Raw genomic sequence first — 14,062 nt, forward strand, 5'->3', positions numbered from 1 at the left:
CGCACGCACGCCACCGCAGCCGGCCGGGAAAGAAGCAAGCCGCAGGGGGGATGGCGGCGTCAGCCCGTCGTCGAGCCGAACACCTCGTCGCGCACGGCGTCCAGGGCGGACAGCAGCGCCCCGTTCAGCACCGGCTCGGTCGCCATCTCGCTGATCACGACCTTCGGCGTCACGAGCGTGATCGACGCCACCTCGGCCTCGATCTTCTCCGCCAGCCGCGCGCCCCCGGCCTGCGACACCTCGCCGGCCAGCACCACGAGCGGCGGGTCGAGCACCACGCACGTGGCGCCCACCCCGAGCGCGAGCCGCCGGGCCAGCTCGTCCAGGTACGCCTCCCCCGCCTCGCCCGCCTCGACGGCGGCCCGCACGACGTCGGGCGACTCGGCGCCGCTGAAGCCGTACTCCTCGCCCAGGGTCTTGGCGGCGTCCGCCGCGACCAGGGTCTGGAAGGCGCCCTTGACCCCGCGCCCGGAGGCGTTGTGCGGCACCTCGGTGCCGGCCACGGGCAGATAGCCGATCTCGCCCGCCGCCCCGGTGGCGCCCTGGTGCAGCCGCCCGCCGATCACCGTGGCCAGGCCCACGCCGCGGTCGACCCAGATGAGCACGAAGTCGTCGACGTCCTTGCCCGCGCCGGCGTGCTGCTCGGCGACCGCGGCCAGGTTGACGTCGTTGCCGAAGACGACCGGCGTGCTCAGGTCCTTGCGCAGCTCGGCGAGGAGCCCGCGGTGCCAGTGGGGCAGGTCGAAGGCGAAGGAGATCTCGTTGGTCTCGGGGTCGACGAGGCCAGGCGTGCCGATGACCACGCGCCGGACGGCGTCGAGGGTGGTCCCGGCGGCCGTCGCCGCCTCGACCACGGCCGCGTGCACCGCCCGCACGGGATCCGCGCTGCCGCCCACGGTCGACTGCTCGCTGCGGCCCACGACGGCCCCGGTGATGTCGGCGCAGGCGGCGATCACGCGGTCGGGCAGGACCTCGACCCCGATCACGTACGCGCTGCCGGGCGTCACCGCATAGAGCTGCGCGTTGGGCCCGCGCCCGCCGGCCTGCTCGCCGACGCGCCGGACGAGACCCCGCTCCTCGAGCCGCTCGACCAGCTGGGAGGCGGTCACCTTGCTCAGGCCGGTCAGCTCGCCGAGCTGGGCCCGGGTCAGCGGCCCCCGGGAGAGGAGCAGCTCGAGCGCGGCCCGGTCGTTGAGCGCGCGCAACAGCCTGGGAGTACCCGGCAAGCGGGTCGCGGCCATGTTTCCGTCCCCTATATTCAGCGGCGTCGTACGCGCAGCGTATCGGTCGGCCCGGCGGACGGCTGACCCGCGTACGGCCGAATCGAGGACCGCATGACCACCGACCCCGGCCTGCGCCGGCTGGCCCTCGGCACGGTGCTCGCCGCCTTCGCGGGCCCGGCGCTCCCGGATCCGATCGGTGAGCTGCTGAGCGACGGTCTCGCCGGTGTCACCCTCTTCGCGACCAACATCGGCGAGCCGGCGCGGCTGACGGCGACCAACATCGGCGAGCCGGCGCGGCTGACGGCGGAGCTGCGGGCGGTGAAGGCGGACGTGCTCGTGGCGGCCGACGAGGAGGGCGGGGACGTGACGCGGCTCGCCCATCGGCGCGGGAGCCCGTACCCGGGAAATGCCGCCCTGGGCGCGGTGGACGACGTGGATCTCACCCGCGGGGTGTACGCGGCGCTCGGCGCGGACCTGGCCGCCGCCGGGATCAATCTGGGGCTCGCGCCCGTCGCGGACGTCAACACGACCGACGACAACCCGGTGATCGGCACGCGGTCGTTCGGCTCGGATCCCGCCCTGGTGGCGCGGCACACGGCGGCGGCGGTGACCGGCCTGCAGTCGACCGGGGTGGCCGCCTGCGCCAAGCACTTCCCGGGGCATGGCGCCACGGTCACCGACTCGCACCTGGCCCTGCCCACGGTCGACGCGCCCCTCGACCTGCTGCGCCGCCGGGACCTGCCGCCCTTCGCCGCGGCGGTCGCGGCGGGCGCCCGCGCGATCATGACCGGCCACCTGCGCGTCCCCGCCCTGACGGGCGACAACCCCGCGACCTTCAGCCGGGCCGTCGGCGACCTGCTGCGCCACGAGTACGCCCACCGCGGCGCCATCCTCACGGACGCCCTCGAGATGCGCGCCCTCACCACCGCCCCGGGCGAGTCGGCGGTCCTCGCCCTGAGCGCCGGCGCCGACCTCCTCTGCCTCGGCGCCCGCGTCGACCGCCCGCTCGTCGAGCGCGTGGTGACCGAGATCGCCGAGGCGACCACCGACGGCCGCTTGCCTTTGTCCCGACTCGAGGAGGCCGCCGCCCGTACGGCCGCCCTGGCCGAACGCCCCGACATCGGTCTCGCCGCCGCCCGCCGCGCGCTGCGCGTGGAGGGTGACCCGGCCGGATTCGCGGGTGCGCTGGTCGTCCGGGTGCACGCGGGCCGCACGATCGTCGAGGGCCGCGTCCCGTGGGGCCTGCCGGCCGAGCGAGAGATCACCGCGGCGGCCACCCCGGAAGAGCTGCTCACGTGGGCCGGCGGCCGGCCCGTCGTGCTCTGCGGGCGGCGGCTGCACCGGGACCCCGGGGTCCAGGAGTTGATCGAGGCGCTGGCGGCCCGGCACCCCGTCGCCGTGGTGGAGATGGGCTGGCCGTCCGGCTGGCGACCGGCCGGGGTGCGCGCCTTCCTGCTCACCTATGGCGCCGGCCCCGCCAACGCCCGGGCCGCGAGCGAGGCGCTGGACACACTCTGACTCCTCATGCCCCCTGCCCCGCGGCCGATGGGACGCGCGTCGACAAGCGAGGGACGGGGTGATCATGGAGCGGCCGACACGTGCCGACCCGATCCTCGCCGCCCTGGTGACGTTGCTGGTCGTCAGCGTGCCGGCGTTCGGTTTCGGCCACGCCGCCGCGGCCACCCAGGTCGGCATGTTCTGGACGCTCATGGCGACCGTCCAGACCGCCGCCGTCGCCCTCTCGTGGCAGATCGCCCGGCTGACCCGCACCCGCCGACCGGAGCGCCGCCTCTTCGAGTCCTTCGCCGCCACGGCCGGTGTGCTGGTGCTCGGCGACCTCGTGCAGCTCGGCGCCACCTTCCGCGACCCGCTCTCCAACGGCGCGATCAACGGCACCGGCGCCCAGCTCGTGCTGATCGTGGTCGCCATCGTCGTGCTGCTCCACGGGCTCCTGCGCTTCCCGCTCGCCTCGCCCGACCGGGCCGAGCGCCGGCGCCTGGCCGTCGACGCCGCCACCGTGATGGCGGCGGCCACGACCGTCAGCCTGTGGACCTTCACGCTGCCGGACGGCCCGCACTCGGTCGGCTGGGCGGTCACGCTGGCCGCCTCGCTGCTCGTCCAGCCGGGGCTCTTCCTCGTGGTGATCTTCGCGATGGTGAAGATGTCGCTCGCCGGGCGGTCCCCGTTCAGCCGGGCGGCCGGCCTCCTCTACGCCGCCTGCGCGCTGTTGCAGGGCGGGCTTCAGGCCGTCCCGTTCTCGGTGTATCTCGACCACGACGTGATGCCGTGGCTCTACGGGCTCAACGTCGTGGGCAGCGGGCTCTTCGCCGTCGCCGCGCGGGTCCAGGCCCGGCACATCCAGGCGCCGGACCGGCGGGTGGCCCCGGCGCGCCGCCCGTACAGCCTGCTGCCCTGGGGCGCGGTGGCCGTGGTGTGGGCGCTGACCGGCACCCTGCTGGCGCTCGACGGGCTGACCCCGCGCACGTGGCTGGTGTGGGGCGGCACCACGGTCACGACGATCCTCGTGGTGGTCCGGCAGCGCGCCGCCTTCCGGCACATCGAGGAGCTGCTGCGCGAGCGCGACGAGCTCACCGCCCGGCTGACCCACCTCGCCTACCACGACAGCCTCACCGGCCTCGCCAACCGCGGGCTCTTCCTGCAGCGGCTCGAGGAGGCGCTCGCGGCCGGGCCGGTGACCGTCTTCCACCTCGACCTGGACGCCTTCAAGCCGGTCAACGACGCCTTCGGGCACGCCGCCGGGGACCGCCTGCTCGTCGAGGTGGGGGTCCGGGTGCGGGCCGCGGTGCGCGACGGCGACCTGGTGGCCCGGCTGGGCGGGGACGAGTTCGCCGTCCTGGCCCCGGAGCTGCCCGAGAGCCGCCGCGCGGCGCTGGCGGACATCCTGGCGACCGCGCTGCGCGGCACCGTCCGCATCGGTACGGCCGACGTGGCACTCAGCGCGAGCATCGGCCACGCCACGGGGAGCGCCGGCACCCACGACCCGGACAGCCTGCTCCACGCGGCGGACCTGGCGATGTACGCCGCCAAGGACCGCCGCCGGGAACGCTCCCAGGATCACATCGACATCAGCCGTTGAACTTTTGGGGCTGAGCTGCACGTACGCCTGGTAACGTGACCGCACTCCAGGCGAGAGGATCCGCTCAGGATGCGTACGACACTCTGTGCCCTGACCGCCGCCGGGCTGCTCGCCGCCGGCGCCGTGTCCGCCTGCACCACCGCCGACGACGACAGTGGCGGCGCCGCTCCCCGGGCCCGGGCGGGCGCCCCCGGCACCGGCAAGGTCGGCGTGATCCTCCCCGACACCACCACCTCGCAGCGCTGGGGCAGCGACGACCCCAAGCTGCTCCAGGCCGCCTTCGACGCCGAGGACGTGCCCGTCGACATCCGCAACGCCCAGGGCGACAAGGAGGAGTTCGGCCGGATCGCCGACAGCATGATCGAGTCGGGCGCCCGGGTGCTCATGATCGCGAACCTCGACTCGGCCAGCGGCAGCGCCGTCCTCGAGCGGGCCCGCGCGGCCGGCGTCAAGACGATCGACTACGACCGGCTGACCCTCAACGGCGGCGCCGACTACTACGTCAGCTTCGACAACGAGGCCGTGGGCCGGCAGCAGGGCGACGGGCTGATCCGGTGCCTGCGCGAGCGCCGGATCGCGGACCCGATGGTCGCCTATCTCAACGGCTCCCCCACCGACAACAACGCCACCCTGTTCAAGAAGGGCTACAACGAGGTCATCCAGCCGCTCTTCGACGACGGCAAGATGCTCAAGGGCCCGGACCAGGACGTGGACGACTGGAAGGAGGAGGCCGCCGTCACCATCTTCCAGGAGATGTGGACCCAGACCCAGGGCGAGATCGACGGCGTACTGGCGGCCAACGACACGCTCGGCGCGGCGGCGATCGCGGAGCTCAAGAAGACCAAGCGCAACGGCTTCGTCCCCGTGACCGGCCAGGACGCCACGGTGCAGGGCCTGCAGAACGTGCTCTCCGGCGACCAGTGCATGACGGTCTACAAGCCGATCAAGCAGGAGGCGGACGCGGCGGCCAAGCTGGCGATCAGCCTCTACCAGGGCGTGACCGCCGCGGCCAAGGACCGGGTGAAGGACGTCGAGTCGGGCGCCTACGTCCCGGCCGTCCTGCTCCAGCCGCGGGCGATCTTCAAGGCCGACGTCGGTTCGGTCATCGCGGACGGCTTCGTCGAGCGCGACGCCGTCTGCACGGGCCGCTTCGCTCCCCTGTGCGAGGCGAACGGCATCTGATTTCTCCGAAGGTCGGCGGCTCGCCCGCCGACTGATGCAGTGGTAGCCCCCCACTGCGTACGGGAGAAATGCATGCGACGCCGCCTCCGCCCCGCGATGTGGGTGGCGCTCGTCCTGGCTCTGGCCGGCCTGTATGCCTTCCCGTCGTCCGCGGACACCGTCGCCGCCCTGCTGATCGTGCTCGTCACGACGGCCGGGGCCGTGGTCCACACGGTGGCGGCGGTCCGGCGCCCCGGGCCCGCCCGGCGGATCTGGATCCTCACCGGCGCGGGGCTGGCGCTGTGGGCGGGCACCGAGATCACCGTCGGCGTCACCGCGGCGCCGCCCTCGGCGCTTCCCGCGGTCCTCGAGCTCATCGCCTTCGCGCTCGTGGTCGCGGGCCTGCTCGCCGGCACGGGCGTGCCCCGCGAGCTGGGCAGCCGCCTCCGCCTGGTGCTCGACTCGCTCGTCGCCGCCTGCGCGCTCATGGGCGCCGCGTGGATGCTCTTCCTCGGCCCGCTGCGCTCCCCCGGCTCCGCGACGGCCGACCTGACCTGTCCGGTGCTCGCCGCCGGCGTCCTGGCCGTCGCCCTGGTGCTGCGCAGCGGCCGGCCCCTGCGCCGCCGCACCACGATGACCGACCTGACCGCGGCCGTCGCCCTGGCCTGCGTGACCCTGCTCATCCAGGCGGTGGCCGCGCTGCATGACGTGGGGTGGCTCGACCCGGCCGTCCTGGGCGGGTACCTCGCCGCCGCGGCCGTGCTGGCCGTGGCGCCGCTCTCCCCGCCGCCCGGCGAGGACGAGCGCACCTGGCAGCCGTCCACGCAGTTCGGCAACGCGGCGCCGTACGGGCCGGTCGTGGTCTTCGTCGTCGCCGGCCTGATCTACATGGTCCAGGGCCGCCCGTTCGACGCGGAGACCGCGGTCGCCGTGGTGGTCCTGGTCGGTGCCGTCTTCGGCCGCCAGTTCGTGGAGCTGCGCCTCAACACCGCGCTGAGCCGCAGCCTGGTCCGCGAGCGGGAGCGCTTCGCCCACGACGCCGCCCACGACGCGCTGACCGGGCTGGCCAACCGGGCCAAGCTCACCGCCGAGCTGGCCGAGGACCCGGTGACCGCGCTGCTGCTGGTCGACCTCGACGGCTTCAAGGCGGTCAACGACACCTTCGGGCACGCGGCCGGCGACGAGCTGCTGGTCACGGTCGCGCAGCGGCTCAAGGCGGCGGCCGGCGACAAGGCCCTGCCCGCCCGGCTCGGCGGCGACGAGTTCGCCGTCCTGATGCGCCACGGCGACGTGGAGGACGCGCGCCTGCTGGCCCGGGGCATCCTCGACCGGCTGGCCGAGCCCGGTCTGCCCGCCGCGGTGGGCGCGAGCATCGGCATCGCGGCCACCGTCGAGGCCGGCGACCGGGACCAGCTGCTGCACGAGGCCGACATGGCCATGTACGAGGCGAAGAACAACGGCAAGGGCACCTACCGGGTGTACGACCGGGAGCTCGCCGCCCAGGCCGAGGCCCGCCGCCGGTTGCAGGCCGAGCTGGCCGTGGCCCTCGCCGAGCACCAGCTCTTCGTCGCCTACCAGCCCGTCGTCGACCTCGGCAGCGGCGCCTCGCACGCGGCCGAGGTCCTGGTCCGCTGGCAGCACCCGGCGCGCGGCCCGATCGCCCCGGACGACTTCCTGCCCGCCGCCGAGGACGCCGGCCTGCTCGTCGAGATCGACCGCTGGGTCCTGGGCGCCGCCGCCGAGCAGCTCGCCCGGTGGCGCAAGGAGGACCCGGCCTTCACGGTCGCGGTCAACCTGTCGGTGGCGTACCTGGTCTCGGGCCGGGTCGTCGACGACGTGCGCGCGGCGCTCAAGGAGCACGACCTGCCCGGCGAGGCGCTGACCGTCGAGGTCACCGAGTCGTCGCTGATCGCCGACCTGGACGCCGCGGCGCACACGCTGCGCGAGATCCGGGCCCTCGGCGTGCGGATCTCGCTCGACGACTTCGGCGTCGGCTACTCGTCGCTGACCTATCTGCGGAAGCTGCCCGTCGACACGGTCAAGATCGACCGGTCGTTCGTGCGCGAGCTGGCCTGGGACACCAAGGCCAAGGTGCTCTTCAAGGCGGTGCTCGACCTGGTGCACGCGCTCGGCCTGACCTGCGTGGCCGAGGGCATCGAGGAGCCGCGGCAGCTCGGGCAGCTGCTGGCCATGGGCTGTGCCCGCGGCCAGGGCTATCTGTTCTCGCCGCCGGTGACGCCGGACCTGGTGCCGATCGGCGGGCAACGGCCGCGAGCCCGGACCGCGCCGCTGCAGGCCGGGGCGGCCGCCGGGACTCAGACCGGGGTCCTCGCCGGGGCGAAGGCGCCGACCGGGGTGGCCGCGTTCGCCGCGATGCCGGTGAAGTCGGGGGCCGCGATCGCGACCGATCTCATGCCCGCGCCCGACTTCACGCCCGCGGTGACCAAGCTCGCCACCGAGCCCGCCGCCTCCACCCCGGAGCCCGTCACCGACTCCGAGGCCGTCGCGGAACCAGAGGACACCGAGGACGGCGAGGACGCCGAGGCGAAGCCCGCCGCCGAGGAGAACGAACGGGCCGACGCGACAGCGGCCTGATCCGTGCCTTAAGGATCGTTCAGTTCTGCCCTACGATGGGCGGCATGGACGCAGCCGACATCGCCGCCGGTCGCGAGCGCTGGCAACGGCGCTACGACAGTGCGCGCAAGCGGGACGCCGACTTCACGACCCTCTCCGGCACGCCGGTCGATCCCGTCTACGGGCCGGCCCCCGGCGACACCGTGGCCGGGTTCGAGCGGATCGGCTGGCCGGGCGAGTTCCCGTACACCCGGGGTCTCTATCCCACCGGCTATCGCGGACGCACCTGGACCATCCGCCAGTTCGCGGGGTTCGGCAACGCCCGGCAGACCAACGAGCGCTACAAGATGATCCTGGCGGCGGGCGGCGGCGGGCTGAGCGTGGCCTTCGACATGCCGACGCTGATGGGCCGCGACTCGGACGACCCGCAGTCGCTCGGCGAGGTCGGCCACTGCGGCGTGGCGATCGACTCGGCGGCCGACATGGACGTGCTCTTCGACGGCATCCCCCTGCAAGATGTCACGACGAGCATGACGATCTCGGGCCCCGCGGTGCCGGTCTTCTGCATGTATCTCGTGGCGGCCGAGCGGCAGGGCGCCGACCTGAGCAAGCTCGACGGCACGCTGCAGACCGACATCTTCAAGGAGTACATCGCGCAGAAGGAGTGGCTCTTCACCCCCGAGCCGCACCTGCGCCTGATCGGCGACCTGATGGAGTGGTGCGCCCGCGAAATCCCGCGCTACAAGCCGCTGTCGGTGTCGGGCTACCACATCCGCGAGGCCGGCTCGACCGCCGCGCAGGAGCTGGCGTACACGCTGGCCGACGGTTTCGGCTACGTCGAGCTGGGCCTGTCCCGGGGGCTCGACGTCAACACCTTCGCGCCCGGGCTGAGCTTCTTCTTCGACGCCCACGTCGACTTCTTCGAGGAGATCGCCAAGTTCCGCGCCGCCCGCCGCATCTGGGCCCGGCACCTGCGCGAGGACTACGGCGCCACCAGCGAGAAGGCGCTGTGGCTCAAGTTCCACACGCAGACCGCCGGGGTGTCGCTGACCGCGCAGCAGCCGGTCAACAACGTCGTGCGTACGGCGGTCGAGGCGCTCGCCGCGGTCCTCGGCGGCACCAACTCGCTGCACACCAACGCGCTCGACGAGACGCTGGCGCTGCCGACCGACGAGTCCGCCGAGATCGCGCTGCGCACCCAGCAGGTGCTCATGGAGGAGACCGGCGTGACCAACGTGGCCGACCCGCTCGGCGGCGCCTGGTACGTCGAGGCGCTCACCGACCGCATCGAGGCCGAGGCGGAGGAGATCTTCGCCCGCATCCGCGAGCTCGGCGAGGACGGCACGATCACGTCGGGCATCCTGCGGGGCATCGAGGACGGCTGGTTCACCGCGAACATCGCCGAGGCCGCCTTCGCCTACCAGCAGGCGCTGGAGAAGAACGAGAAGCGGATCGTCGGCGTCAACGCGCACACCGGCACGGTCGCCAAGGACCTGGAGATCCTGCGCGTCTCGCACGAGGTCGAGATCGAGCAGAACCGCGAGCTGGGCGCCCGCCGGGCCGCCCGCGACGAGGAGCGGGCGGCGCGGGCGCTGACCCGGCTCGTCGAGGTCGCGCGCACCGGCGAGAACATGATTCCGGCGATGCTCGAGGCAGCCCGGGCCGAGGCGACGCTCGGGGAGATCTGCGGCGCCCTCAAACAGGAGTGGGGCATCTATCGGGAACCGGCCCGCTTCTGACGCTGCGTGATCGTGCGGTCAGGCACGCAGCGTGACCGAGAGTCGTCCGTTATGTCCGGCAGCGTCCGATGATCAACTCGGTGCGCCGCTCCTCCGCCCATGATCTCCCGGCCGAACGGACAATTCCCGCACGCACCGCTTCCCTCGTCGGGTGATCATCACGTAGCGTCATGTCCGCAGGTGGATCTGGGGATACCGCCGGGCGCCTCGGACTTCGGGACCAGTCCGAGACCGGCCGGCGGTGCAGATGGCGGGCCGGGCGCTCCCATGGATTCGGGAGCATCCATGGGGTTTTCAGCGCCCGGCCTGTCGCTGAGTTGACGCGTTCGCTCGGCCTGTCGCCCCCAAGACGATGATGTGGGCGACAGGCACTCACTCGCTGAGTGGCTGGAACGTGCGCAGGCGCAGGCTGTTGCCGACCACGAAGATCGAGCTCAGGGCCATGGCCGCGCCCGCGATCATCGGGTTGAGCAGCCCGGCGGCGGCCAGCGGCAGCCCGGCGACGTTGTAGGCGAACGCCCAGAACAAGTTGCCGTGGATGATCTGCACGGTCCGGCGCGACAGGCGGACCGCGTCGACGGCGGCCCACAGGTCGTTGCGCATCAGCGTCAGGTCCGACGCCTCCATGGCCACGTCGGTCCCGGCACCCATGGCCACGCCCAGGTCGGCCTGAGCCAGGGCGGCCGCGTCGTTCACGCCGTCGCCGACCATCGCCACCCGGCGACCGCGGGCCTGGAGCCGCTTGACCGCCTCGACCTTGCCCTCGGGCCGCACGCCGGCCTCGACCGCGGTGATGCCGACCGCCTCGGCGACCTGCTCGGCCACGGCCGCAGCGTCCCCGGTGACCAGCACCGGCTCGAGGCCCAGGCGGCGCATGCGGGCGACGGCGGGGGCGCTCGACGGGCGTACGGTGTCGGCCAGGGCCAGCCGCCCGCTCGGCGTGCCGTCGACGCGGACCTCGACCCAGGTGTAGGCCCCCTCGCCCGCGCCCCGCGCGACCTCGACCAGCGCACCCTCCACCGTGCCGCGCACCCCGACGCCGGCCGTGGCCCGGAAGTCCGTCACCGGCGGCAGGTCGTCCCCGGCCGCCGCGGTGATCGCCCGGCCCAGCGGATGCTCCGAAGGCGCCTCGACCGCCCCGGCCAGCCGCAGCAGCCCGGCCGGCCCGTCGACCTCCTGGACCCGCATCTCGCCGGTGGTCACGGTGCCCGTCTTGTCCAGCAGCACGGTGTCGATGCGGCGCACCTGCTCCAGCGCCTCCACGCCCCGGATCAGGATGCCCAGCTGCGCGCCCCGCCCGGTGCCGACCAGCAGGGCCGTCGGCGTGGCGAGCCCGAGCGCACAGGGGCACGCGATGATCAGCACGGCCACCGCCGCCGTGAACGCTTCGGCCCCGCCGGCGCCCGTCCCGAGCCAGTAGCCCAGCGTCGCCACGGCCAGCGCCAGCACCACCGGGACGAAGACCGCCGAGACCCGGTCGGCGAGCCGCTGCACCCCGGCCTTGCCCGCCTGCGCCTCCTCGACCAGGCGCGCCATCTGGGCCAGCCGGGTCTCGGCGCCGACCCGGGTCGCGCGGACGACGAGGCTGCCCCCGGCGTTGACCGTGCCGCCCGTGACACTGTCACCGGCGGTCACCTCGACGGGCACGGACTCGCCGGTGATCAGGCTCTGGTCGACGGCCGAGGCGCCCTCGACCACGGTGCCGTCGGTCGCCACCTTCTCGCCCGGGCGTACGAGGAACTCGTCACCGGCCGTGAGCCGGTCCACCGGGATCTCGACGCCGCCGCGCAGGGTCACGGTCTTGGCGCCCAGCTCCAGCAGCGACCGCAGCGCGTCCCCGGCGCGACGCTTGGCCCGGGCCTCCGCATAACGCCCGGCCAGCAGGAACGTCGTCACCCCGGCGGCCGCCTCGAGATAGATCGCGTCGCCGTCGCCGCCCGCGCGCAGCGCGAACGGGTGCGTCATGCCGGGCATGCCGGCGTCGCCGAGGAACAGCGCCCACAACGACCACAGGAACGCCGCCAGTGTGCCCACCGAGACGAGCGTGTCCATGGTGGCGGCGCCGTGACGCAGGTTGACGAACGCGGAGCGGTGGAACGGCCAGCCGCCGTAGACCACGACGGGCGCGGCGAGGACCAGCGACAGCCACTGCCAGTAGTCGAACTGCCAGGCCGGGACCATGGCGAGGACGATCACCGGGACGCTGAGGACGGCCGAGATCAGCAGCCTGCTCCGCAACGGGTCGCCGGCCGGCGCGATCGGGGGCACGGCGGCGGGCTCGGCCGCCGTGTAGCCCGTCTTCTCGACCACCGCGATCAGAGCAGCCGCATCGAGCCCGGCCGGGACGGTGGCGTGCGCCTTCTCGGTGGCGTAGTTGACCGTCGCCGTCACGCCCGCCAGCCGGTTCAGCTTCTTCTCGATCCGGTTGGCGCACGCCGCGCAGGTCATGCCGCCGATCTCGAGCTCGATCCGCTGCGTCATGCCCCCAGCCTATACCCCCAGGGGGTACGCGACCCGTAGTGTGACCCGTCATGCACGCCCTTCGTCACGCCCGCGTCGCCACCTCCGTGATCTTCGCCGTCCACGGCGCGGTCACCGGCACCTTCGCCGCCCGCGTCCCGTGGATCGCCGACCACGTCGGGGTGGGCGCCGGCGGCCTCGGCGTGGCCCTGCTCATGCCCGGCGTCGGCGCACTGCTCGCCATGCCGCTCTCCGGACGCCTCGTGCACCGCTTCGACCTCCGGGCGCTGACCCGGGTGCTCATCCTGCTCTGGTGCGCGGCCCTGGCTTTGCCCGCGCTTCCCGCCGACGTGTACGCCCTCTGCGCCACTCTGATCGTCTACGGCGCCACCGCGGGCCTCGCCGACGTGGCCATGAACGCCGAAGCCGTCCTGATCGAGGAGCGCTACGGCCGTTCCGTGATGTCCAGCTTCCACGGCTACTGGAGTGTCGGCGGCCTCGCGGGCTCGGCGGTCGCGGCGACGGCGACGGGACTCGACGCTCGCATCCACTTCACGCTCACCGCCGTGGCCCTCGCCGCGATCGCCCTGACCGCGAGCTTCTGGCTGCTCCGGCACCGCCCCGAGCCCACGCTCGAGGAGCCGCCCGCCTTCGCCCTGCCGTCCCGGGCCGTCCTGCCCATCGGGCTCGTCGCCCTCTGCGCCGTCTTCGCGGAGGGCTCCGGTCTCGACTGGTCGGCCGTCTACGTCCGCGACGTCGTCGGCGGCTCGGCGGATGTCGCGGCCCTGACGGTGTCCGTCTTCTCGATCAGCATGGCCGTGGCCCGGTTCGCCGGCGACAAGGTCATCCAGCGGCTGGGCCCGGTCCGTACGGTCCAGGTCGCCGGGCTGTGCGCGGCGGCCGGAGCCGTCACCGTGGTGCTGGCGAAGCATGTGGCGGCCGCCTTCGCCGGCTTCGGCCTGCTCGGCGTCGGCATCGCGGTGGTCGTCCCGCTCGTCTTCGCCACGGCCGGCCGGATCGGCGACCACCCGGGCCGCAGCCTCGCGGGCGTCGCCGGCATCGCCTACGGCAGCGGGCTCGTGGCCCCCGGCATCCTCGGCGGCATCGCCCACCTGACCTCGCTGACCACGTCGTTCATCGTGGTCACGGCGCTGACGGTGGTGATGGGGCTGGGCTCACGGGTGCTCCGGACACCTGAACCCGCGTCCCCGCGATGAGCACCTCGAGCCCGTGCTCGAACAGATCGTCGCCGTGGAAGCCGCCGGCCCGGACGGCCGCCGCCAGGGTGGGCATGCCGCTCAGGTCCGGCGCGGTGTCCGGCACGACCGCCGCCTGCTCCTGCAGCACGTGCCCGGTGATGTAGTGGCTCACGGTGGCGATGGTCCACAGCGCCAGCCGTGGCGTGAAGCCGAGCCCGACCATCGCGGCCAGCTCCCGCTCGAACTCGCCGGCCGCGCTCCCGCCCCGGGCGGACGCCGACACGACCCGGGCGCCGTCGCGACTCGCCAGCAGTGACGCCCGATAGGCCCCGGCCCGCCGCCGCAGCCAGTCCTCCCACGACTCCCCGGCGCGCGGCGGCCCCATCCCGGCCCGCTGGATGATCTCGTCGGCCATGCCGTCGAGCAGCTCCTGCTTGGTGCGGAAGTGCCAGTAGAGCGCGGGCGACTGCACGTCGAGCTCCGCCGCCAGCTTGCGCACGGTGAGCCCGTCGAGGCCGGTGTCGTCGAGCAGCCGCAGCGCTGTCCGCACGATCACATCGCGGCTCAGTCCCTTCACGCCGTCACCTTAACAGTGCTAAATTTTCCTTA

At 73.8% G+C, this 14,062-nt stretch carries 9 protein-coding genes; 6 read left to right on the top strand and 3 right to left on the bottom strand.

Annotated features, from left to right (window positions below; translation table 11 throughout):
• Positions 1–59 precede the first annotated feature (59 nt).
• Complete coding sequence (locus tag RAN62_RS03790; protein WP_305782996.1) at positions 60–1,241, bottom strand: ROK family transcriptional regulator; 1,182 nt, start codon at positions 1,239–1,241, stop codon at positions 60–62.
• A gap of 93 nt (positions 1,242–1,334) precedes the next feature.
• Here RAN62_RS03790 and RAN62_RS03795 point away from each other — a divergent pair, with 93 nt between their 5' ends.
• The 5 genes from RAN62_RS03795 (at position 1,335) to icmA (ending at position 9,794) form a co-directional block, all read left to right on the top strand.
• Positions 1,335–2,741, top strand: coding sequence for a glycoside hydrolase family 3 N-terminal domain-containing protein (locus RAN62_RS03795; RefSeq protein ID WP_305782997.1), 1,407 nt, complete (start codon positions 1,335–1,337; stop codon positions 2,739–2,741).
• A gap of 64 nt (positions 2,742–2,805) precedes the next feature.
• Positions 2,806–4,320 (top strand): GGDEF domain-containing protein, encoded by a 1,515-nt coding sequence (locus RAN62_RS03800; protein WP_305782998.1) that lies wholly within the window; start codon positions 2,806–2,808, stop codon positions 4,318–4,320.
• Positions 4,321–4,389: 69 nt separating this feature from the next.
• Complete coding sequence (locus RAN62_RS03805; protein ID WP_305782999.1) at positions 4,390–5,502, top strand: sugar ABC transporter substrate-binding protein; 1,113 nt, start codon at positions 4,390–4,392, stop codon at positions 5,500–5,502.
• Between the two features lie 72 nt (positions 5,503–5,574).
• Positions 5,575–8,076 (top strand): putative bifunctional diguanylate cyclase/phosphodiesterase, encoded by a 2,502-nt coding sequence (locus RAN62_RS03810; RefSeq protein WP_305783000.1) that lies wholly within the window; start codon positions 5,575–5,577, stop codon positions 8,074–8,076.
• 44 nt (positions 8,077–8,120) lie between these two features.
• Positions 8,121–9,794 (top strand): coenzyme B12-dependent isobutyryl-CoA mutase large subunit, encoded by a 1,674-nt coding sequence (icmA, locus tag RAN62_RS03815; RefSeq protein ID WP_305783001.1) that lies wholly within the window; start codon positions 8,121–8,123, stop codon positions 9,792–9,794.
• Positions 9,795–10,166: 372 nt separating this feature from the next.
• Here icmA and RAN62_RS03820 read toward each other — a convergent pair whose 3' ends face one another.
• Positions 10,167–12,275 (bottom strand): heavy metal translocating P-type ATPase, encoded by a 2,109-nt coding sequence (locus RAN62_RS03820; RefSeq protein WP_305783002.1) that lies wholly within the window; start codon positions 12,273–12,275, stop codon positions 10,167–10,169.
• 50 nt (positions 12,276–12,325) lie between these two features.
• On the opposite strand from RAN62_RS03820, the gene RAN62_RS03825 reads away from it, so the two are divergent.
• A complete protein-coding gene (locus RAN62_RS03825) occupies positions 12,326–13,471 on the top strand; it encodes an MFS transporter (protein WP_305783003.1) in 1,146 nt (381 codons plus the stop codon).
• Here RAN62_RS03825 and RAN62_RS03830 read toward each other — a convergent pair.
• The gene (locus tag RAN62_RS03830; RefSeq protein ID WP_305783004.1) at positions 13,398–14,030 is read right to left on the bottom strand and encodes a TetR/AcrR family transcriptional regulator C-terminal domain-containing protein; all 633 of its coding nucleotides are present in this window, start codon (positions 14,028–14,030) and stop codon (positions 13,398–13,400) included. The genes RAN62_RS03825 and RAN62_RS03830 overlap by 74 nt on opposite strands.
• Positions 14,031–14,062: the final 32 nt, after the last annotated feature.

It is taken from the genome of Symbioplanes lichenis (assembly GCF_030709675.1).
GTDB classification, from domain to species: Bacteria; Actinomycetota; Actinomycetes; order Mycobacteriales; family Micromonosporaceae; genus Actinoplanes; species Actinoplanes lichenis.

Bases quoted from the DNA above. Each gene is read 5' to 3' on its own strand.
- RAN62_RS03790 (WP_305782996.1), bottom strand. From the start codon at position 1,241: ATGGCCGCGACCCGCTTGCCGGGTACTCCCAGGCTGTTGCGCGCGCTC.
- RAN62_RS03795 (WP_305782997.1), top strand. From the start codon at position 1,335: ATGACCACCGACCCCGGCCTGCGCCGGCTGGCCCTCGGCACGGTGCTC.
- RAN62_RS03800 (WP_305782998.1), top strand. From the start codon at position 2,806: ATGGAGCGGCCGACACGTGCCGACCCGATCCTCGCCGCCCTGGTGACG.
- RAN62_RS03805 (WP_305782999.1), top strand. From the start codon at position 4,390: ATGCGTACGACACTCTGTGCCCTGACCGCCGCCGGGCTGCTCGCCGCC.
- RAN62_RS03810 (WP_305783000.1), top strand. From the start codon at position 5,575: ATGCGACGCCGCCTCCGCCCCGCGATGTGGGTGGCGCTCGTCCTGGCT.
- icmA (WP_305783001.1), top strand. From the start codon at position 8,121: ATGGACGCAGCCGACATCGCCGCCGGTCGCGAGCGCTGGCAACGGCGC.
- RAN62_RS03820 (WP_305783002.1), bottom strand. From the start codon at position 12,275: ATGACGCAGCGGATCGAGCTCGAGATCGGCGGCATGACCTGCGCGGCG.
- RAN62_RS03825 (WP_305783003.1), top strand. From the start codon at position 12,326: ATGCACGCCCTTCGTCACGCCCGCGTCGCCACCTCCGTGATCTTCGCC.